The sequence below is a fragment of the Janthinobacterium sp. GW821-FHT03A03 genome, assembly GCF_059421435.1.
In genome coordinates this window covers 171,775-194,300 of the sequence record NZ_JBWKUZ010000003.1, presented here as the reverse complement: position 1 = coordinate 194,300, position 22,526 = coordinate 171,775, and the positions used below count along the sequence as shown (strand labels likewise).

Here is a 22,526-nt window from a genome sequence, read left to right as displayed (position 1 = left end):
ATTGTGGAACTGTATGCTGATTAACTGCGTGGCCTACCAGGATGGCAAAAAACTGGCCGACTTGCCGATTGACGATATCAGCGATTACGTGGAGCGGCCCGACTGCTTCGTCTGGGTCGCCCTGCTCGACGCCACGCCGGACGAGCTGAAACAGATGCAGCACGAGTTTTGCCTGCACGAACTGGCCGTCGAGGATGCGCAGCGGGGCCACCAGCGCCCGAAAATCGAGGAATATGGCGATTCCCTGTTTGCCGTCGTGAAAACCGTGGAAATGGTCGAGAACGAACTGGTGCTGGGCGAAGTCGATATTTTCGTTGGCGCCAATTACGTGCTCTCGTCGCGCAGCAACAGCTCGCAGGGTTTTCTTGGCGTGCGCGCGCGCGCCGAGCGCGAACCGCACTTGCTGCGCCAGGGCTCCGCCTTTGTGCTGTACGCGCTGATGGATGCCGTCGTCGACCGTTATTTCCCCGTGCTCGACGCGCTGGAATCGGAGCTGGAACTGATCGAAGACCGTATCTTCGACCGCGGCACCGAGCGCGACAATATCGAACGCCTGTACCAGCTGAAACGCAAGGTCATGGTCTTGCGCCATGTGGTGGCGCCCCTGATGGAAGCGGTGGGCAAGCTGCACGGCGGCCGGGTGCCGCCCCTGTGCCACGATACCCAGGAGTATTTCCGCGACGTGCACGACCATTTGGCGCGCATCAACGGCACGCTCGACACCATCCGCGACACCATCAGCACGGCCATCCAGGTGAATCTGTCGATGGTGGCCATCGACGAGAGCGAAGTGAACAAGCAATTGGCGGCCTGGGCGGCTATCTTCGCCGTCTTCACGGCGTTTGCCGGTGTGTGGGGCATGAACTTCAAGTTCATGCCGGAACTGGACTGGCAATACGGCTATCCCGTGGCCGTGGGATTGATGAGTTGCGTCTGCGGCTACATGTATTACCTGTTCAAGCGCTCGGGCTGGCTATAAAAATTTCCACAGATCTGTATTATTAAACAATAGCCAGGGGTACAATCGCGGCAAGTCCGTTGACACGGGCTTTTGCTGAGGATCGCCGCGCCGGCAGCCGTGCCTGCGCTTTCCGTGCTGCGCAGGAGCATTCATGAGTATTCCGTTGTTTGATGTGAATTCGCAAGAACCCCTGTTCGATCCCGAGCAGCGGCGTACGCTGGCGGAAGCGGCCCTGCGCTCGATTACCGCCTCGACGGCGCGCGCCCGCGGCGACGACTTCCTGCGCATCCTCGTCAAGGACCTGGCCGAAGCGCTCGACGTCAAATACGTGATCGCCGGACGCCTGATCAGCATGGACGACGGCAGCGAAGGCATCCGCACCCTGGCCCTGTGGGGCGGCGACAGCTACCAGCCCAACATCGAATACAGCCTGCAGCACACGCCTTGCCAGGATGTGACGTGCCAGAGCATGTGTTTTCATGGCAGTGATATCCAGCGTCGCTTTCCATTCGATACCCTCCTCGTCGACATGCACGCGGAAAGCTATGTCGGCATGCCGCTGATCGATACCGAAGGCCGCACCCTGGGCATCCTGTCGGCCATCGACACGCGTCCCATCGACGAAAACAAGCGTTTGCTGGCCTTGCTGCTGCTGTCGATCTTCTCGGCCCGCAGCGCGGCCGAGCTGCAGCACCAGGAACGCACGCAGCAACTGGAAGAAATCGTGCGCGTGCGCACCGAGTCGCTGCTGGCGGCGCAGGCCAACCTGATCGAGCAGGAGCAGATGGCGGCGCTCGGCTCGCTGGTGGCCGGCGTGTCGCATGAGGTCAATACGCCCATCGGCGTGGCCCTGACGGCGGCGTCGAGCATGGGCAGCTATGCCGACCAGCTGGTGCACCTGCTGGGCGGCGCCAAGGTCAGCCGCACCGAACTGGTCGACATTGCCGAGGCGCTCAAGGGCGCGGCGGCCTTGATCGAGCGCAACCTGGCGCGTGCCGCCGACCTGATCGGCAATTTCAAGCAGCTGGCCGTGGATCAGGTCAGCGAATACGTGGCCGACCTGGCGCTGCATGACTATGTGCACGGCCTGGTGTCGGCGCACAGCCCGGAACTGCGCAAGGCGGCGCTGGGCGTGGAGCTCGACATCGCGCCCGATTGCCAGGTGCGCCTGGCGGCCGGCAAGCTGTCGCAAATCCTCTCGAACCTCTTGATGAACAGTGCGCGCCACGGCTATCCGCATGGCGGGCCGGGGCGCATCACGATACGCGCGCGCATCGAGGCGGCCGATGCGGGGGCGCCATGGCTGCTGCTGGAGTTTTCCGACGACGGCGTCGGCCTGGCGCCCGCCGTGCGCGAGCATATGTTTGAACCGTTTTTTACCACCAAGCGGGGCCAGGGCGGCTCCGGCCTGGGCATGCATATCGTCTACACCATCGTGCAGCAACTGGGCGGCCAGGTCAGCGCCATCGATGCCACGCCCGGCTGCCACATTCATATCCGCTTGCCGCTGACACACTGACGGCGCCGTCTTCGGCGGAGTGCGTTCTCCCGGGCGCTCTTTTTATTTTCACAATGTTGTATGTACACCATACACATCGTGAGTTCTGTTGACATCAAGAATGTCCCCGTGATTCTATGTAGTTGTCTAGCTAACTTTCAGTTGGCTGGCATCCGTCTTTTTGCCATGCAAGCATCGCAGCGCCATTTCTGGACGTCCAACCTTAAAACCTGCAGTGCAATACCTTGAAATGAACGATTGAAGTCCGGATAGTCGATCCGTAACTTAATAAAAGTACAATTGAAAAGGGTTTACCATGCTTAAAGAAACCGTCATCTCCCGTGCCGTTCGCGTTGTCTGCGCCGGCGGCATGGCAGCGGCCTTGTCCGTTGCTTCGCAGTCCGCAGTGGCACAAGATGCGCCGATACAGCGTGTGGAAGTGACCGGCTCGTCGATCAAGCGCATCGCCGCCGAAGGCGCCTTGCCTGTCACCGTGCTGACCGCCGAAGCCATCCGCACGTCGGGCGCGACCTCGGTCACCGACCTGGTCAAAAAACTGTCTTCCGCCCAGGGGGCCACGACGGAAAGCTCTTCAGTAGGTGGCAGCACCTTTGGTTTTTCCGGTATTTCCGTGCACAACGTGGGTGAGACGCGCACTTTGGTCTTGCTCAACGGTAAGCGCCTGGCCCAGTTCGGCGGCCAGACGCTGACAGGTTTTGCGGCCGGCTTCGATTTGAATTCCATTCCCATCTCGGCCATCGAGCGTGTGGAGCTGCTGACCGACGGCGCCTCCGCCCTGTACGGCGCCGACGCCATCGCCGGCGTGGTCAACTTCATCACCAAGCATGATACGACGATGGGCGATGTGAGCATCGGCTATTCCGCGCCGAAAAATGGTGCACGCGAGAAACGTCTCAGCGCCACCAAGGGCTTCGGCAACCTGGACGACGATGGCTACAACGTGGTGCTGACCTTTGGCCACGACGAGCGCGACAAGCTGACTTCGGTTGACCGCAAATTCGCCAGCACGGGCCAGGTACAGTTCTCGGCCAATGGCAAGCGCTATCAGAAACAGCAGTTTTCCGTCAGCCCGATTCCCGCCAATGCCATCGATGACAATGGCCAACTGATCAGTCCATATCAAAAAACCACTGGCTCCTGTCCCGCCAAGACTTTCCGCGTGCTGGAACCGTATGAAGATCTGGACGGCACCCCGCGCTTGAATGATTACTGCGGTTATGATTTCGTCAAGGACCTGGAAATCTATCCGGAACGCAAGCGTGACAATTTCATGGCGTCGGGCACCTTCAAGATCGCCGGCCACGAGGTGTATGCCGATGTGCTCCTGTCGCGCACCAAGCAAACGTCGCGTATCGCCCCCGTGCCGGGCGAGATCGCCATTGACGCGGGGACGCCGCTGCACGACAAGTATTTGTTGCCAATCGGTATTACTGGCGACAGCCTGGCGGCCTATCGTCTGTTCGACATGGGCCAGCGCACCTCGAAGGATACGGCGGACTTCGCCAGCGTGGTGGTAGGCACGCGCGGCGTGGCTGCCGGCTGGGATTACAACGCATCCTATAACTTCTCGGAAAGCCGTGTAAAAGGCAGTATTTCCGGTTATCCTGGCGCGATTGCCGTCAGCAACCTCACCGCGAGCGGTTTGCTCGACCCCTTCGTCGGACCAGGCAAGCAGTCCACCGCGGCGCAGGACGCCATCAAGGCGGCCACCTTTACCGGCTATTGGGACGGCGGCACCTCGCGCCTGCAAACCATCAACCTGAACGGTTCGACGGAACTGCGGCGCCTGGCGGGCGGTGCGATGATGCTGGGCGTGGGCGCCAACATCAACCGCGAGGAATTTTCTTCGAAACCGAGCCCGTTTGCGCAAGGCATCCTGGCCGACCCCGTGAAGGGTACCTTGTGCGGCGGCACGACCGGCTTGGAGTGCGACCAGCGTTTCGGTGATGCGGCCAGCAGCAAGCCGTACAGCGCCAGCCGCACCTCGAAGGGCATCTTTGGCGAAGTCATCGCGCCCGTGCTGAAAGAGCTGGAACTGGGCGCGGCCCTGCGTTTCGACGAGTTCTCGGACTTTGGCGGCGCGACCACGGCCAAGGCCAGCTTCAAGTGGACGCCAGCCCCCACCTTGCTGATCCGCGGTTCCGTCGGCAATGGCTTCCATGCGCCAACGGTACCGCAAGTCAATGCCCTGCAGCGCGGCTATGGCGTCACCAGCGACAAGTACACCTGTACGCCGGCCCTGCAAGCCATCGCCACGCGCCTCAACGCGCAATGCCAGCCAGGCAACCACCAGTACGACCAGCTGGCAGGCGGCAATCGCAATTTGCAGCCTGAAAAGTCGAAACAGGCAACCATAGGCTTCCGCTACGAGCCGATCAGCGCCATTACCCTGGGCGCCGACCTGTGGCATGTGCAAATCCGCGATTCTTTCGGCCAGCTGACCGAGCAGCTGGTGTTCGCCAATCCCGCCGCCTATCCGAAAGCGTGGAGCGTCAACACGGACGTGGGCACGGGCAAGACCTATCTGGCCTTCCTGGCCGACAACCAGAACCTGGGCAAGTCGTTCGCCACCGGTGTCGATATCGACGTCAGCGCCCGTTACCGCTCGGGTATCGGCCTGTTCACCTCGCAGCTGAACGCGACGCAGATGCTGCGCGAAGATATCCAGCTGGAACGCAACGGCAACTATTATTCGGCGCTGGGTAACTTCGCCGAGCTCGGTACCGTTACCTTCCGCACGCGCGGCCAGTGGACGAATACTTTGAAAACGGGCAACTGGGCCAATTCGCTGACGGTCAACTTCGTGTCCGGCTACAAGGACCAGAAAACGACGGTCGATGTGCTCGACTCCTCCGGCGCCGTGACGGGCCAGGAAGATATCCGCATGCGTGTCGGCTTCTATTCGACGCTCGACTGGCAAACGGTGTGGACGCCGAGCAAGAGCTGGGTGCTTACCGCAGGCGTGCTGAACCTGACCGACAAGAGCCCTCCATTCGTGCCATCGACGTCCGGCGCCAACCGTGGCCAGCAATTCGGGTATGACGACCGCTACTATGATCCGCGCGGCCGTACGGGTTATCTGAACGCCTCGTACAAGTTTTAAACGGGAAATATGGCTGCGTCTTGCGCAGCCGCAAAAAAACCGGCACGCTGTGCCGGTTTTTTTATGTGCCGGCGCGGCGCCTGGCTGCTTAGCCGCGCGCCGCCATCGACAGGGCAACCGCTTCGGCCACCTTGATGCCGTCAACGGCCGCCGACAGGATGCCGCCCGCATAGCCGGCCCCTTCGCCGGCGGGGAACAGGCCCCGCGTGTTCAGGCTTTGCAGGTCGTCGTCGCGGCGCTTGATGCGGATCGGCGACGAGGTGCGCGTTTCCACGCCCGTCAGCACGGCGTCGGCCTTGTAATAGCCCTTGATCTGCTTGTTGAACGCAGGAAATGCCTCCCGCAGCGCCGTGATTGCGTACTCAGGCAGGGACGGCGCCAGGTCCGTCAGATGCACGGCAGGCTTGTAGGATGGAATCACGCTGCCGAACTCGGTCGAGGCGCGGCCCGCGACGAAATCGCCGACCAATTGCCCTGGAGCATCATAGTTGCCGCCGCCCAGGGCGAAGGCGCGTTCTTCCAGTTCGCGCTGCAGCGCGATGCCGGCCAGCGGGTCGCCCGGGTAGTCGGCCGGCGTGATGCCGACAACGATGGCGCTGTTGGCGTTGCGCTCGTTGCGCGAGTACTGGCTCATGCCGTTCGTCACCAGGCGGCCCGGTTCGGAGGCGGCCGCCACCACGGTGCCGCCCGGGCACATGCAGAAGCTGTAGACGGATCGGCCATTGCTGGCGTGGTGCACGAGCTTGTAGTCGGCCGCACCCAGAATCGGGTGGCCGGCGCTGGGGCCGAAGCGGCAGCTGTCGATCAGCGATTGTGGATGTTCCACGCGGAAACCGATCGAGAACGGTTTCGCTTCGATGTACACGCCGCGCTTGTGCAGCATTTCAAAGGTGTCGCGCGCGCTGTGGCCGATGGCCAGCACGACGTGGTTGCTGGCGATGGTTTCGCCATTGGCCAGCACCACGCCGCGCACCTGGCCGCCGTCCGGGCCGGGCGCGATGTCGAGATCGACCACTTTGCTCTCGAAGCGGTATTCGCCGCCCAGCTGCTCGATATTGGCGCGCATTTCTTCCACCATCTTGACGAGGCGGAAGGTGCCGATGTGGGGCTTGCTCACGTACATGATTTCTTCCGGCGCGCCGGCCTTGACGAATTCCGTCAGCACCTTGCGGCCGTAGTGTTTCGGGTCCTTGATCTGGCTGTACAGTTTGCCGTCCGAAAAGGTGCCGGCGCCGCCTTCGCCGAACTGGACGTTCGATTCCGGGTTCAGTTCGCGCTTGCGCCAGAAACCGAAGGTGTCGACCGTGCGTTCGCGCACCTGCTTGCCGCGCTCCAGGATGAGGGGGCGCAAGCCCATCTGCGCCAGGATCAATGCCACGAACAGGCCGCAGGGCCCCGTGCCGATGACGATGGGGCGCGGCTCACTGGTGTGGCCGGCCAGCTGTTCGCCGCCGGCGACGAATTTGTACTCGGTATCGGGCGCGGGCATCAGGTGCACATCGTGCCGCAGGCGCGCCAGCACGGCCGCTTCGTTCTTTACTTCAACATGCAGCGAGTAAATCAACACCACGGCGCTGCGCTTGCGCGCGTCATAGCTGCGCTTGAAGACGGTAAAGCCGAGCAGGTCGGCAGCAGCGATGCCGAGGCGCGCCAGGATGGCGGCGGGCAGGGCCGCTTCGTCGTGTTCGAGGGGGAGTTTTACTTCGTTGAGTCGCAACATGGTGTGTATTTTTTAAAAATTGCCGGGCTCCGTATCTAGCGGAGAGTGTGTCGTGCCGCGTGAGGGCATCAGGCCGCTATTTTACCTCCACATGGCTCACCGTATCGCTTGCCTGAGCGGTCTTCGGGATGCAAGCGGCGGCAAGGCCGCCTGGCGAACCTTCTCGCCACCGCGCCACGGTGGCGGCGCAGAGGCGCTTTCCTGCCGCCCCATAGTGGTGCACATCGGCGCGCTGCTGGTGCGTTTGCCTGTCCATGTCGGGGCGCGCCAATCCGGGCCTCATTTTTCAGGCGAATTTGTGTTGCTTTTTTGTTGTGGTCACCTGATTTTGTTGACGCCTTGCCATTGCGTGTGATTTGATAGCATTTTGCTTCTTGCAGATGCAATTGTGTATCTTTCTCCCGCATCCATTTTGGGAAGTGAGCAGCGTTGTCTTTTGTCACCTGTGAATGTCTCAATGGAGGAAGGGGTTTTGTTTTTACTCATGGCGAGGATTTTATTTTAATAAGACCGCATTTCTGAAATGAAGTGCTGTTAATCTGTTGCGCAGTAGCTTTGCCATATATGTTGCCTCTCGTGGAGAAATAGTTTTTCTTGTCTGTCATTTATTTTCCGGCTCTTCCTGTTAATCGTTCTCAAGACGCTATTCCCATCCGGTATTTTTTGCTTTCATTGGCCTGAAGCCAGCGTTTGCAGCTATTTCAAGCAATGTCCTTGTCGCCCGCGAATGTTTTCATTTAGCCGGGGCGGGATTTTTTGCGCCTGTTTGTTTGTTTAATTGAAGTGTTGCGTCAACATAACAGTTTCTCTAATTTTATTGACCAGCCCGATTCAATATGTTCCGATGTGCCATTCTGTTTTATTTTGCGTATGCAAAATGGAGACCGAGAGGATGTCTTGTGTGGTGGGATAGCAAGGCGATGAGAGTAGAAAGCGTTTAAAAACGCATAAGCGTGAGTGAAAAACTCCTTTACCAAAGCAGTAATACTGCGCTCATATAAATAATAGGGAATGACATGTTGAGAAAAACTGTAATAGCACGCGCATTAACGATAGCGTTCAGCGCATCGGTATTGAGCGTTGCGATTGTTCCAGCGGTAATGGCACAGTCGAACGCCACCGGCAACATCATCGGCAAGATTGCGCCTGATGCCAGTGCCTCGGTGTCGATCGTCGGTGCAGACAATGGTCTGAAACGGACTATTTCACCGGATGCAAGCGGCGCTTTCCGTATCACCTCGCTGCCGGTCGGCAACTACAAAGTGACTCTGATGAAGGGTTCTTCCGTCGTCAGCACGCAGGACGTGGAAGTGCGCATCGGCCAGGAAAGCGAAGTGGCGCTGCAGCAGGTGCAAACCGTGAACGTGACGAGCCGCCGCCGCGCGATCGATGTCACCAGTTCCAACTCCGGTTCTTCCTTCAATTCGCGCGAGCTGGCTACCCTGCCACTGGCGCCTACGGTTGCCAACATCGTGCAATTGGCAGGCGGCACCACGCGCGCTGACTCGCGCTACGGCAACAACGCCGCCAGCTTCGGCGGCTCGAGCGCGTCGGAAAATGCGGCGTATATCAACGGTTTCCCTGTCACCAACAGCCTGTACCAGGTTGGCTACTCTTCCTTGCCTTTCGGCTCGATTGCTGAAGCGCAAATCATCACCGGCGGCTACGGCGCCGAATTCGGTCGCTCGACGGGCGGCGTGGTCAATATCACCACCAAGAGCGGCACGAATAACTGGGAGTTCGGCGCCGGCTTTACCTATGCGCCTGATTCGCTGCGCGGCAAGGCCAAGAACATCATGTTCCCGAACACGGGCGCCAATAAGACGGACGGCACGATCTTCAACTACCGTGAAGGCGACAAGCTGACCGAGAAAGTCTACAACGCCTATGTCAGCGGCCCGCTGATCAAGGACAAGCTGTTCATCTATCTGGGTGGCGAATTTACCAAGATGGACCGCGAAACGGCGCGCCTGGGATCGAGCAGCACGGTGAACAAGCAGACCGGCTGGCTGGTACAGAAATCCGACGTGCCGCGTTATATCGCCAAGATCGACTGGAATATCACCGACAACAACCGCCTCGAATACACGCACATCTCGGACGAGTCGAATGTCGACGATCAGTACTACAGCTTTGACTATGCCACCAAGCAGCGTGGCTATGTGCAGCAGGGCGGCGCCAAATTCAAGAACTATTCGGCGGGCGTGCTGTTCCTCAACGCCACTGGCGCCGCGCTGGCGGCAGCCCAGGGTTCCAACATCGATATCCTCAAGCTGACCAGCTATGTGAACGATGATCTGACCGTGCAGGCCCTGGTTGGACAGGCGAAGACCCAGCGCGAGCAGAACCCGTTCGGCTACATTCCCGGCTTGCGCCCAATCGTTGCCATTGAAGAAAACCGGGCGCCAGGCGTGAATTATTCGCCTAGCCAGGTGCAGGGCTTCAGCTCGGCGCTGCTGCGCGACGGCGCGCAAGACACCAACCGCGGCTATCGCCTGGACCTGGAATACAAACTGGCCAAGCAGCATACGATACGCGGCGGTCTTGACCATAACAAGATCAATGCCCTGAACGGCACGGAAGCGGCCGGCGGCGGTACCTGGACCTATCTGAGAATCGACAAGGCGGCCAGCCCCAATACCGTCATGGCAGGACATAATATTTCCCCTGCGGCCGGCGGCGGTTACGGTACGCAAGGTTACTACGTGCGTGAAAACCTGCAACGCGGCGGTTCGACCCCGTCCGTCGTGCAATCGGCGCAGTACATCGAGGACCGTTACCAAGCCACCGAAAACCTGGTCGTGACCCTGGGCTTGCGCAATGAATCGTTCAAGAACATGAACGGCATCGGCGAAACCTTCGTGGAGCAGAAAAACATGCTGGCGCCGCGCTTGAATGCGGCCTGGAATGTGTATGGCGACGGTTCCCTGAAAGTCTTTGGTACGGCTGGCCGCTACTTCATGCAATTGCCGGCCAATATGGCCGTGCGTTTTGCCGGCGCTTCGCTCAATACGGACCGCTTCTATACCTATACCGGCGTTGATCCGACCACCGGTGCACCGCTGGGTTTGAGCCCGATCAGCAATGTGCTTTCGGCGAATAATGAATTTGGCCAGGAAAAACGCGCCAATGAACTGGCTTCGACCAACTTGAAGGCCCACTTCCAGGATGAGATCAACCTGGGCTTCGAGAAGGCGCTGACGCCTGATTTCAACGGCGGCGTCAAGTTCACGTATCGCAAGCTGAAAAACACGATCGATGACTACTCGGATCCGCGCGCCATTTCCGCCAAGCTGACGGGCGCTGAAAAAGCCTACTTCGATGATCATGGCTGGAACGGCGCCCTGTTCAATCCAGGCAAGGACAATACCTTCATGATCCCGGTGGGACCGAACGGCGCGCAGCGCGCGGTGACGATTACGGCTGCCGATGCCGGTTTCCCGGAGCAAGCCAAGCGTACCTATACGTCGCTGGAATTCATGCTGGAACATCCGATGCGCAATGGCTGGTATGGCAAGATGAACTACACCTGGTCGCGCAGCGAAGGCAATCAGGAAGGCCAGACCAAGTCGGATAACGGCCAGGCCGACGTGGGCTTCAGCTCGAGCTGGGACTTCCCGGAAACGATGATCAACGGCAGTGGCTTGTTGCCGAACAACCGTACGCATCAGTTGAAAACCTACGGCTACTACGAGTTCACGAGCCAGTTTGGCGTTGGCGGCAACTTGCTGGTGGCGACGGGCCGTCCGATGTCGCGTACCTGCAATATCCCGGCGGCAATGGATAACCAGGGCCTGAGTTTGTTCCAATACGGCTCGATCTTCTTCCTGTGCCCAACCGGTCCGAACGGCCGTGGCGCTTACGGCACCTTGCCTACGGAAATGCGCCTGGACTTGAACTTCATCTACAAGCCAGAGCAGATCAAGGGCATCGTGTTTAAAGTCGACGTACTCAATGCCACCAACCGTCAGGTGGCGCAATCGATCGATGAAGCCTACAACACGACTGCCGCTGGCACCGTTGTCAGCCCAACCGCCGGCATGATCAATTCCTACTCGAGCCCCCGTACCGTGCGCTTGTCGGCCCAGTACAGCCACAAGTTCTGATGTGACTCTGCCTTCGCCGGTTGACGATAGTCAACTGGCGGAAGCTGGAATGCACAGACCGGCCAGTCCATGCCGGTCTGGTGCCCCGCAAGCTGCATAGCTTGCGGGGCATTTTTTTTGGGTTATGTCAGCGCCAGCAGTGGGAGCGCTCTCAGCGTTGCTTTCAATTATGTTCTGGAGCACGGATGCGCCCGGCGCCGGGTATCCGGCGCCGCCATGCAGATGCCCCTGTTGCAAAGCTGAAGCGATGTTGCACCCAGTCAATAATCTTCTTGCCGGTCCGCGCTGACTGGCAAGGCCGGGGAGCTTGCGGCAGGCGGGCGATTTAACAATTCACTTTCCAGATACGGATCTTTTGACGGAAAATCTGGCGCGAACAGCATTTCATTTTGATAGTCTCTCCTTTATCCGGCAAAAATCTTGTTCTACATCAATGCGCTATTTTTTTACATTTTTTGGCGCGGCGGCGCAGCGGCGGCGCGGCGCCGCCGCACCACGTCCGCACCATGTCTTTTTGCGCTTCTCATAGGGGAAATAGGCGATGGGGCTGCCGCAACTGGTCGCCGGCGAGCTGCCGTGGCAGTGCGCGTGAATCGAGGCGGGATAGGGTAAAACGTTATAAAAATACAAAAATGTTTCCGAATTGTAATGTCAAAAAACAACAAAAAGGAAAAAACCCACAGTTTTTTCGTTAATGCATTAAGGAATGGGCCATGTTAATTGACAATGTTTCTCTTGTTACAGATACTTACTTGTGTCAAAAATTTTGATGCATAAAGTGCCACGTGAGTCACTGTGATCCAGTCGCTTGGTGTTCATTAAAAAAATTACAAGTTGAGATTGCTAAACATGATGCAGAGTAAACCAAAATTAAGCCCTATCAGTAAGGCGGTGTTTTTTGCTTTGAGCGCCATTGCTGCCTCCGCCCACGCACAAAACACGGTAGCTGCCGCAGAGCCGGTCATGCAACGTGTGGAAGTGACTGGTTCGAACATCAAGCGCATGGATACCGAGACTGCCTCGCCAGTGACCGTATTGCGCCGTGATGAAATCAAGGCGACTGGCGCCAATACCGTGCGCCAGATTCTCGATACGCTGACCTCGTTCGACACGAGCGCGATCAAGGATGACGGCAATACCAGCAGCTTTGCCCGTGGCGCGTCCGGCGCATCGATGCGTGGCCTGGGAACGGGCGCGACCCTGGTGTTGCTGAACGGCCGCCGTATTTCCAACTATGCGTTCGCCGACGGCGGCAAGGATACCTTTGTCAACGTTGACTCGATTCCCGCCGACGTGATCGACCGCGTCGAAGTGCTCAAGGACGGCGCCTCCGCCATTTACGGTTCCGATGCACTGGCCGGCGTTATCAATATTATTACCCGCAAGAGCTATCAAGGCGTGAGCGTCAGCGCCAATTACCAGCAAGGCATCGATCCGAACATTGGCAAACAGCAAACTGTTGGCTTGCTGGCCGGCTATGGCGACCTGGAAAAGGACCGCTACAACGTCTTCTTCAACGTCGAAGGCTACAAGCGCCAGGGTTACAATCTGCGTGACGTCCTCAATGAATATCCGGCTTGGCACAAGCAGATTTCCAATACAGCGTTTGGCGATCCAAGCCTGACCTCCTTCCCTGGCAATCTGAACGAATCGACCAAGGGCATCCGCCAGGCCGTGAAGGGTTGTACCACGCTCAACGCCACTGGCTTGTGCGCCAGCGATCTGAATGGCATCAACCAGCAGTCCGATCCTGCCGAACGTCTCAATCTGTACAGCGCGCTGCATTTCAAGCTGAACGAGACCACGCGTGGCTACGCCGAAGTGTCGTATTCGCAAACCCGCACCGATTACCATCCATTGCCGTTCGGTATGGCCGCAGGTTCGCCGTGGAGCTGGTTCGACGGCAATGCCAAGAAATCGCAGACGGTGCAAAAACCCAAGCTGCCGGCCAATTCCGCCTACAATCCGTATAACTTCCCGGTTGGCATTGACTACCGCTTCATGGATGACAACCTGGACTGGTCCGCGCCATCGAAAGCGAGCCAGTACCGGGTCATGGCGGGCCTGGAAGGGACGGTCGGCACCTATGACTGGGAAGCCACGATCGGCCGCACCGGCGGCGACGGCAAATCGCGCAACCGCGGCGCACACCGCGACCGCATGCCAGCGGCTATCGTCAGCGGCGAATACAAGCTCGGTGGCGGCAACAGCGACGCGCTGTTGGCAAGCATGTTCCCGGAGGTCGGCACGGATGCCGACCTGTCGACCAATTTCATCGATGCAAAATTGAGCGGCGAAATCATGCAACTGCCAGGCGGCCCCATGGGTTTCGCATTCGGTGCTGAGTTGCGCCAGGAAAAAATGTCCATCAAGTCGCTTGACAATGTGATGAACGCGGAAATCATCGGTCTTGGTTCGCTGTGGATCGATGGTCAGCGCAACCTGAGCGCCGCGTTCATGGAAGTGAACGCGCCAGTGCTGAAAGGCCTGGAGCTGAACGGTGCCTTGCGCATGGATAAGGCGCCGAATTTCTCGGCCCACGTCTCGCCTAAACTGGGCGCGCGCTGGACGATCACACCTAAGTTATTGCTGCGCGGTACTATCGCTGGTGGTTTCCGTGCCCCGAACATTCCAGAGACGCTGGGTAAAGTGGGCCTGACCGGTTTCTACAACCGTCAGATCGATCCGAAGCGTTGTGCCACGGCTACCGCGCTGCGCGATGTCTTGAAAACCGGCAATGCCACTGACAAGCTCGATGCGGCAACGGCCTATAACGCTGGCTGCTCGGTATCGATCCCTGTCATGATTTCCTCGAACCCGGACCTGAAGCCGGAAACCTCGCGCAGCCTGACCTTGGGTTTCGTGGCCGAACCGATCAAGAACTTGAGCGTGGCTGTCGATTACTTCAAGATCGAACGCAAGGATGAAATCAGCACGCGCGATGTATCGTATGTGCTCGAACGCGAAGGCGCTGCGGGCTATGCGGACAAGATGGTGCGCAACAGCATCAGCGACGCCGATCGCCGCTTTAGCACCCGCGCCAAGCAACTGGCCCCTGGCGCCACCGGCCTGGACTGGACCGCAGGTTCGCTGCAATCCATGCTGATGAGCTATGAAAACTTCGGCAAGACCGATTCGCAAGGCGTCGATATCGACGTCAACGGCCGTGTTTCGGCTGGCGAGTACGGTACTGTCAGCCTGGGCCTGGCTACGACTGTTGCGTTGAAACTGCGTTCCTGGGATATCGATGCCAATAAATACCGTCCTAACCAGGTTGGCAAGCTGGGCAACCCGCGCGTGGTGTCGGTACTGAGTGCCGCATGGCGCAAGGGTCCGTTGACTGCCGGCGTGCGCGTGAACTATATCTCGAAGCAGGAACTGATCAAGAACGAGACCGCCACCGAAGCCACAAGCTGGGGCGAGGCTGGTTGCCGTGCCGCACTCAAGGGTGCCGATCTGCCATGCGAGGTGGCCAGCGATGTACGTACGGATCTGAACTTTGCATACACGGGCTTCAAAAACCTGCGTTTGCTGGCGAATATCAACAACGTCTTCGATCAGCCGCGTCCTATCAACGTGCGTGACGGCTACGCCATGCGTCCACGTACCCTGAAACTGGGTGCCGAGTACACGTTCTAATAGGAAAGAGCAGGGCGGCGCCGGAACGGGCCGCCTGATGACTTGCTTGCGCGTAGCTGCTACGCGCAAGCTCTGGCGCAGTGCGGGTAACCGCCCTGCGCTTTTTTATTGTGTGCGTATTACATCCCGCCCCACAGGGCAGCCAGCGTGGCCAGCGCCGTCAGGCCCGCCGTTTCCGTGCGCAGGATGCGCGGCCCCATGGACAGGCCGATGGCGCCGGCGGCCAGGGCCGCTTTTTCTTCCGCCTCCGAAAATCCGCCTTCCGGCCCCACCATCACGGTGATCGCCTGCGGCGGCTGGTGACGCGCCCAGTCGGCCAGCGACTGCTCCGCGCGCGGCGTCAAAATGATGCGCTTATGTAAATCCTGTTGTTTGCTCCAGCTATTAAACTCTTGCAACGGCGCCAGCTGCGCCAGGCGGTTGCGCCCGCATTGTTCCGAGGCGGACACGATGATCGCTTGCCAATGGGCCAGTTTCTTCTCCGCCCGCTCGGCGGACAGGCGCACCACGCAGCGCTGCGCCGCCAGCGGCACGATGCCGGCCGCGCCCAGCTCGATGGCTTTTTCGATGATCCAGTCCATTTTGGATGCTTCCGGCAGCGCCTGCGCCAGAGTCACGGCGTAGGGCAGTTCCGCTTCGCGCGCCGTGTGGGACTTCAGTTCGGCGCTGGCGCGTTTTTTCTCGACGTTGCACAAGACAGCCGCGTACTCGCCGCCCTCGCCGTTGAAGACGGTGATGGCCTCGCCCGGCATAAGGCGCACCACATGGACGTGGTGGGCGACGGCGTCGGGCAGAGCGATGGTGGCGCCTATGGCGAGTGGCTGGGGACAGAAAAAACGCGGCATGCAACATCCTGGCGGAGAGAATCAATGGGAGGTGCCGCGCCGCGCGCGGGTAGGGCGCGCGCGGCTGCGACTCGAGGGTGCAATTTTAGTGCCGCTGCGCGCGGCCGGGTGAAATTCTTGCCGCCGGGCCTGCGCGCGGCGCATCCGGGGCGGGAAATTGCGTGGAGATAACAAGCTGACGATAACAAGCTGACTAAAAACGAAATGTTGTTTTTTGATTTCGTAAATCATTGCATTATTGACAGTGATACTTTTAGCGTGGTTTGATGACTATACAAGTTGTGTTGAACGACATCAATTGTTTCCGGCAGTATCGTCCGTGATGTGATTCGGTATGGTATGGGGAGACGCCGCACGTTTCAATGCCTGGGCCTATGACCCTGGGCGCGTTGCGGCCAGCTTAAATTGGTTGAAAAAGCATGGCACTGTCGCTGTAACGGGAGGGGTCTTGCAGTTTTTCGCAAGACCACGCGAGATTTAAGTGATTATAAAAATACAAACTAATCGCTTATCAGGGATCACGAAAAGGAATAAGTTATGATGTTTCGCGAAAAAAAGAGTGTGCAGGTGGTGAGATTGGCGTTGGCCGCGTTCGCTGGCGTCGCAACGATGAGCGTGCACGCGCAGGACGCGGTCGATGCGCCGGTGCCTAAGGTGCAGCGCGTCGAAATCACCGGTTCGAGTATCAAACGCATCGAAGCCGAAGGTATTTCCCCGATCACCGTGATGACGCGCGAATCGATTGCCCGTTCGGGCGCGACGTCGGTGCTGGATCTGATGCGCAACCTGACTTCTGCGGGCGGTAACGGCGGTGAGCTGGCGACATCGGGTTCCTTCCGAAACGGCGCCACCAGCGTCTCGCTGCGCGGTCTGCCGACCCTCATCCTGTTGAACGGCTATCGCCTGCCGGCGTCCGGTTCGGACGAGTACAGCGGCCAGACCTCGGTCGATCTGAACGCCATTCCGCTGTCGGCCATCGAGCGCATCGATGTGCTCAAGGACGGCGCCTCGGCCATCTACGGCACCGATGCCGTCGGCGGCGTCATCAACTTCATCCTGCGCAAGGATTACCAGGGCTTGACCCTCGACGCCAGCACCGGTTCGACTACCTATGGTGACGGGCAAAACCATAAGGTGTCCGTGTCCGGCGGCTTCGGCGACCGTGACGCACAGAAATTCAACGTGACTTATTCGGCCTCGTACGAAAAAACCAAGGCCATCCACGGCGTCGACCGCGATTGGGCGAACAGTACCGATTTCACCGGCCACAAGGGCGGCCTGTATCAGGGGGGCGTGTACGGCGCCAAGGGCCGCGATCCAGGCACCATATCGCTGGGCGGTTCGCAGCGCATGCCCGATCCGGAGTGCGACGCGGCCCACAGCAAGCCCTATCCGGATGCGCCGGAATGGGTGGCTGCGCCGAATCGCAGCTCCTGCATGTATGCCGCCGCTGAGTCGATCGACCTGGTGCGCCCGTCCACGCGCTACGGCGGCGCGGTCACGGCGAACTGGGATTTGACGCCGGATGTGTCGCTGTTCGCCAATCTGTTTTACAACCACTTCGACACGCGCATCCAGGGTTCGCCGGCCTGGATCCAAAATGCCGACCGCTCCAGCGTGCTGCGTGTGGCGGCGAACAACCCCTTCAACACCTACGGCGTGCCGGTCACGATCCGCCGCCTCTTCCCTGCCGCCGAGGGGGGGACGGGCACCAATGTTGACACCACCTGGCTGGTCGGCGGCGCCACCGGCCGCGCAGCCAACTGGGATTGGACCGTGTCTGTGGGCCACAGCCAGGAGAAGGGCGAAACGCGCGTGTACGGCTCCTTCATGCACGATAAATTGCAGAGTTACCTGGCGCAGGGCAAGTTCAACCCCTTCGGCGGCAATCATAATTCGGAGCAGATCATCAACGAACTGACGGCCGACCAGTACACCAAGACCAAGTCCTCGACGGACTTTGCCAAGGTGACTGCTTCCAGCGAATTTGGCCAATTGCCCGGTGGCAAGATCGGTGTGGCCGTCGGTGCCGAGTACAAGCGCGAGAAGCTCAGCTACGATCCGTCGCAGGCCTGGCGCGATGGCGCGATCGGCATCTATTCGACCCTGCGCGGCATCGACGGTTCTGAGTCGCTCGGCGCCGTGTTCGGCGAGTTGGCCTTGCCGCTGCTGAAAAACCTGGAAGCGCAGGCGGCCGTCCGCTATGATCGCTACCAGTTGGCTGGCGGTACCACCAACCCGAAGCTTGGCCTGCGCTGGACCGCCTTGCCGACCTTGATGTTCCGCACCAGCTACAGCACCGGTTTCCGCGCGCCGACGCTGTCGCAGCGCTTTAACGAAGGCCGCGGCGGTTTCGTCGCGACCAAGGATCCGAAGCGTTGCATCGTCGGTGACGCGTATTTTGACATCGCTTGCAGCGGTTCGGCGCTGTCTCTGCTGTCCGGCACGAAGGATTTGAAGCCCGAAAAATCGAAGCAGTTCAACCTGGGCGTGGTCGCCGAACCGATCAAGAACCTGACGCTGGGTTTAACCTACTGGAACATCAAGTGGAACGATCGGGTCGAGAATCTTGACAATGAAACCGTGTTGGCGGGCGAGGATGGTCAGTACAAGGACGCCGTCACGCGCTACGCCGTGACGGCGGAAGACCAAGAGAAATACAACGCGCTGAGCGCCGCCCAGCGCGCGACGCTGGGTCCGTTGGTAGGCCGCCTGAAGCAGCTGCAGGTTGGCCTGATCAACCGCAGCAAGGTCGTCACCGACGGTCTGGATGCCGAAGCGTCGTACACGCTGCGCACGGCCGAGATGGGGCGTTTCAAGGTGTTCGGCGAGGCGAGCTACACACTGTCCTACAACCGCACGCTGCTGCCTGACGATCCGGCGATCAATTGCGCCAACAACACGGCCTGCGAGGCCGGTGAATACGGCTATCCTAAGCTGCTGGCCAAGCTGGGTGTCAATTGGGACCGCGGTGCCTGGGCGGCGACGACGAGCGCCAACTTCACCTCGCATTACCACGTGGACCGGACACCGTCGGCGACGATCAACCTTTACTACGATGAGTACGCGAACGGCCTGATGATCCCGAGCGCGACCCTGGTTGACGCCTCGCTGTCCTACAGCGGCTTCAAGAACCTGGTGCTGCGTGGCGGCGTCAATAACGTGTTCGACCGTGCGCCGGCGTTCGATCCATCGTCGAACATCGGCTACGATACCGCCTACGGCAATCCGCGTGGCCGCTACATCTACGTGTCGGCGTCGTACTCCTTCAAATGACGTGAGGGTAGATTGACGGGTGGGGCGGGCCGATTTGCGGCGCGCTCCGCAGCGGCGTACGTCGCGAAAAACCGGGCCTGGCCCGGTTTTTTTTCGCCCCTGCCGGGCGCAAGTGGCACAAGCTGCGGCGGCGGCGTTGCGCGGTTTGATTTTTCCCCTTGTTGGTCTGGTAAAATACATAGCTCTGACTGCGCCCAGCTGCGCTGCAAACGAATTCCAAACTCGCGACTGACCCACACCATCATGACAACTACGCTCCCGACTACCAAAATGGCCAATGCGATCCGCGCACTGGCAATGGACGCTGTACAAAAGGCCAATTCCGGCCATCCAGGCATGCCGATGGGCATGGCCGAGATCGCAGTCGCCCTGTGGAGTGGTCACTATCGCCACAATCCCGCGAACCCGAAATGGCAGAACCGCGACCGTTTCCTGTTGTCGAACGGCCACGGCTCCATGCTGCACTATGCGCTGCTGCACCTGACCGGCTACGACCTGTCGATGGATGACATCAAGGCCTTCCGCCAGATGCATTCGAAAACCCCGGGCCACCCGGAAGTCGATATCACGCCAGGCGTGGAAACGACCACCGGCCCGCTGGGCCAGGGCATCGCCAACGCCGTCGGCATGGCCCTGTCGGAGCAATTGCTGGCCGCTGAATTCAACAAGCCTGGCCACGACATCGTCAACCATTACACCTACGCCTTCGTCGGCGATGGTTGCCTGATGGAAGGTATTTCGCACGAAGTGTGCGCGCTGGCCGGCACCCTGGGCTTGAACAAGCTGATCGCCCTGTACGATGACAACGGCATTTCCATCGACGGTAAAGTGGAAGGCTGGTTCACGGACGACACCCCGGCGCGCTTCGAAGCCTACGGCTGGAACGTCATCCGCGCCGTCGACGGCCATGACGTGGCCGCCGTGGCTGCCGCCATCGCCGCCGCCAAGACCGCCAGCAAGCCAACCTTGATCTGCTGCAAGACCATCATCGGCAAGGGTTCGCCGAACCTGCAGGGCGGCGACAAGGTCCACGGCGCCGCGCTGGGCGACAAGGAAATCGCCGCCGTGCGCGAATACATCGGCTGGGACGCCGCGCCGTTCGAGATGCCGGCCGACGTGTACGCCGCGTGGGACGCCAAGAAACAGGGCGCCCTGCTGGAAGCGGACTGGAACGAGCGTTTCGTCGCCTACGGCCGCGAATTCCCGCAGCAAGCCGCTGAACTGTCGCGCCGCATGCAGGGCGAACTGCCACAGGCATTCGAAGCGGCCCTGAGCGCCGCCATCGCTTCCTGCGTGGAAAAGAAAGAAAACATCGCCACCCGCAAGGCCAGCCAGAACGCCATCCAGGCGCTGGCTTCATCCCTGCCGGAATTCCTCGGCGGCTCGGCCGACCTGACCGGTTCGAACCTGACCAACTGGAAAGAATGCGTGGCCGTGCGTTCGGGCCAGCCTGGCAATCATATCAACTACGGCGTGCGCGAATTCGGCATGAGCGCCATCATGAACGGCATCACCTTGCACGGCGGCTACATCCCGTTCGGCGCCACGTTCCTGACGTTTTCCGACTACAGCCGCAATGCGCTGCGCATGGCCGCCCTGATGAAGCTGCGTTCGATCTTCGTGTTTACCCACGATTCGATCGGCCTGGGCGAAGACGGCCCGACGCACCAATCGGTCGAGCACGTCTCGTCGATGCGCCTGATCCCGAACCTGGACAACTGGCGTCCATGCGACACCGTCGAGTCGGCTGCAGCCTGGGGTGCCGCCGTGCGCCGCAAGGATGGCCCGTCGACCCTGATCTTCTCGCGCCAGAACCTGCCGTACCAGGAGCGTAGCGCCGAACAGATCGACAACATCTTCCGCGGCGGCTATGTGCTGAACGACGTGGCCGATGCCAAGGCGATCCTGATCGCCACCGGTTCCGAAGTGGAACTGGCCGTCGCCGCCGCCAGCGCGCTGGCCTCGGAAGGCATCAATGTGCGCGTCGTGTCGATGCCGTCGACCGACGTGTATGACCGCCAGGACGCCGCCTACAAGGCCAGCGTGCTGACGAAGGGCGTGCCGCGCGTGGCCATCGAGGCGGGCGTGACCAGCTTCTGGTACAAGTATGTGGGCCTGGAAGGCGCCGTCGTCGGTATCGATACCTTCGGCGAATCGGCCCCGGCCGGCGTACTGTTCAAGCACTTCGGCTTCACGGTCGAGAACGTCGTAGCCAAGGTTAAAGCCGTTATCGCTGGCTAATATTGATTTTGAGCAGACCCCGGCAAGGTAATGCCGGGGGGCTGTGCTGATACCTTTTTTTTTAATCAGGAGCAGAGTATGACGATCAAAGTTGCAATCAATGGCTACGGCCGCATCGGCCGTAATGTGTTGCGCGCTTTCTACGAAGGCGGCAAGAAACAGGATATCCAGATCGTTGCCATCAACGACCTGGGCGACGCCAAGTCGAATGCCCACCTGACCCGCTACGACACCGCGCACGGCAAGTTCCCGGGCACGGTCACCGTCGAAGGCGACAACATGATCGTCAATGGCGATCCGATCCGCGTATTTGCACAGCGCAATCCGGCTGAAATCCCATGGGGCGAGCTGGGCGTGGACGTCGTGCTGGAATGCACGGGCTTCTTCACCACCAAAGAGAAAGCTTCGGCTCACTTGAAGGGCGGCGCGAAAAAAGTCATCATCTCGGCGCCAGGCGGCAAGGACGTCGACGCGACCGTCGTGTTCGGCGTCAACCACTCCGTGCTGAAATCGACCGACACCGTCATCTCGAACGCTTCGTGCACCACCAACTGCCTGGCACCGCTGGTCAAGCCACTGAACGACGCCATCGGCATCGAAACGGGCCTGATGACCACCGTGCACGCCTACACCAACGACCAGGTGCTGTCCGACGTGATGCATGAAGACCTGCGCCGCGCCCGTTCGGCCACCATGAGCATGATCCCGACCAAGACGGGCGCCGCTGCCGCCGTGGGCCTGGTGCTGCCTGAGCTGAATGGCAAGCTGGACGGCTTCGCCATCCGCGTGCCGACCATCAACGTGTCGCTGGTCGACCTGTCCTTCATCGCCAAGCGCGACACCACCGTGGAAGAAGTCAACGCGCTGATGAAAGCGGCGTCGGAAGGCGCGCTGGAAGGCATCCTGACGTACCAGACCGAACCGCTGGTATCGATCGACTTCAACCACAACCCGGCTTCGTCGAACTTCGATTCGACCCTGACCAAAGTGTCGGGCCGCCTGGTGAAAGTATCGTCGTGGTATGACAACGAGTGGGGTTTCTCGAACCGCATGCTGGACACCACCGTTGCACTGATGTCGGCCAAGTAATTGTTGACCGCATAAGAAAAACGCCCA

At 59.9% G+C, this 22,526-nt stretch carries 10 protein-coding genes; 8 read left to right on the top strand and 2 right to left on the bottom strand.

Translation table 11 applies throughout. The features are described 5' to 3' along the window. Positions 1-13: 13 nt before the first annotated feature. The 3 genes from corA (at position 14) to AC07VI_RS10345 (ending at position 5,583) form a co-directional block, all read left to right on the top strand. Positions 14-979: a magnesium/cobalt transporter CorA gene (gene corA / locus AC07VI_RS10355; RefSeq protein WP_086146847.1), complete on the top strand. Its 966-nt coding sequence runs from the start codon at positions 14-16 to the stop codon at positions 977-979. A gap of 133 nt (positions 980-1,112) precedes the next feature. Further along, positions 1,113-2,480 carry a GAF domain-containing sensor histidine kinase gene (locus tag AC07VI_RS10350; protein WP_086146846.1) on the top strand — a complete coding sequence of 456 codons (1,368 nt, stop codon included), beginning with the start codon at positions 1,113-1,115 and terminating at the stop codon, positions 2,478-2,480. A gap of 295 nt (positions 2,481-2,775) precedes the next feature. Continuing rightward, on the top strand, positions 2,776-5,583 hold the full coding sequence (locus AC07VI_RS10345) for a TonB-dependent receptor plug domain-containing protein (RefSeq protein WP_492992711.1): 2,808 nt from the start codon (positions 2,776-2,778) through the stop codon (positions 5,581-5,583). An 88-nt stretch (positions 5,584-5,671) separates the two neighbouring features. On the opposite strand, the gene AC07VI_RS10340 is transcribed toward AC07VI_RS10345, so the two are convergent. Then, positions 5,672-7,303, bottom strand: coding sequence for an NAD(P)/FAD-dependent oxidoreductase (locus AC07VI_RS10340; protein ID WP_086146845.1), 1,632 nt, complete (start codon positions 7,301-7,303; stop codon positions 5,672-5,674). A 1,100-nt stretch (positions 7,304-8,403) separates the two neighbouring features. On the opposite strand from AC07VI_RS10340, the gene AC07VI_RS10335 reads away from it, so the two are divergent. Further along, on the top strand, positions 8,404-11,409 hold the full coding sequence (locus AC07VI_RS10335; RefSeq protein ID WP_157792381.1) for a TonB-dependent receptor: 3,006 nt from the start codon (positions 8,404-8,406) through the stop codon (positions 11,407-11,409). A 963-nt stretch (positions 11,410-12,372) separates the two neighbouring features. Further along, on the top strand, positions 12,373-15,048 hold the full coding sequence (locus tag AC07VI_RS10330) for a TonB-dependent receptor (RefSeq protein WP_492992713.1): 2,676 nt from the start codon (positions 12,373-12,375) through the stop codon (positions 15,046-15,048). Between the two features lie 119 nt (positions 15,049-15,167). Here AC07VI_RS10330 and AC07VI_RS10325 read toward each other — a convergent pair whose 3' ends face one another. Next, on the bottom strand, positions 15,168-15,893 hold the full coding sequence (locus tag AC07VI_RS10325; RefSeq protein ID WP_086146842.1) for a 16S rRNA (uracil(1498)-N(3))-methyltransferase: 726 nt from the start codon (positions 15,891-15,893) through the stop codon (positions 15,168-15,170). 537 nt (positions 15,894-16,430) lie between these two features. Between AC07VI_RS10325 and AC07VI_RS10320 the strand changes: the two genes are divergently transcribed. The 3 genes from AC07VI_RS10320 (at position 16,431) to gap (ending at position 22,499) form a co-directional block, all read left to right on the top strand. Beyond that, positions 16,431-19,169: a TonB-dependent receptor gene (locus AC07VI_RS10320; RefSeq protein WP_086146841.1), complete on the top strand. Its 2,739-nt coding sequence runs from the start codon at positions 16,431-16,433 to the stop codon at positions 19,167-19,169. A 243-nt stretch (positions 19,170-19,412) separates the two neighbouring features. Next, positions 19,413-21,410, top strand: coding sequence for a transketolase (gene tkt / locus AC07VI_RS10315; protein ID WP_492992716.1), 1,998 nt, complete (start codon positions 19,413-19,415; stop codon positions 21,408-21,410). Positions 21,411-21,488: 78 nt separating this feature from the next. Further along, positions 21,489-22,499: a type I glyceraldehyde-3-phosphate dehydrogenase gene (gene gap / locus AC07VI_RS10310; protein WP_010395244.1), complete on the top strand. Its 1,011-nt coding sequence runs from the start codon at positions 21,489-21,491 to the stop codon at positions 22,497-22,499. Positions 22,500-22,526: the final 27 nt, after the last annotated feature.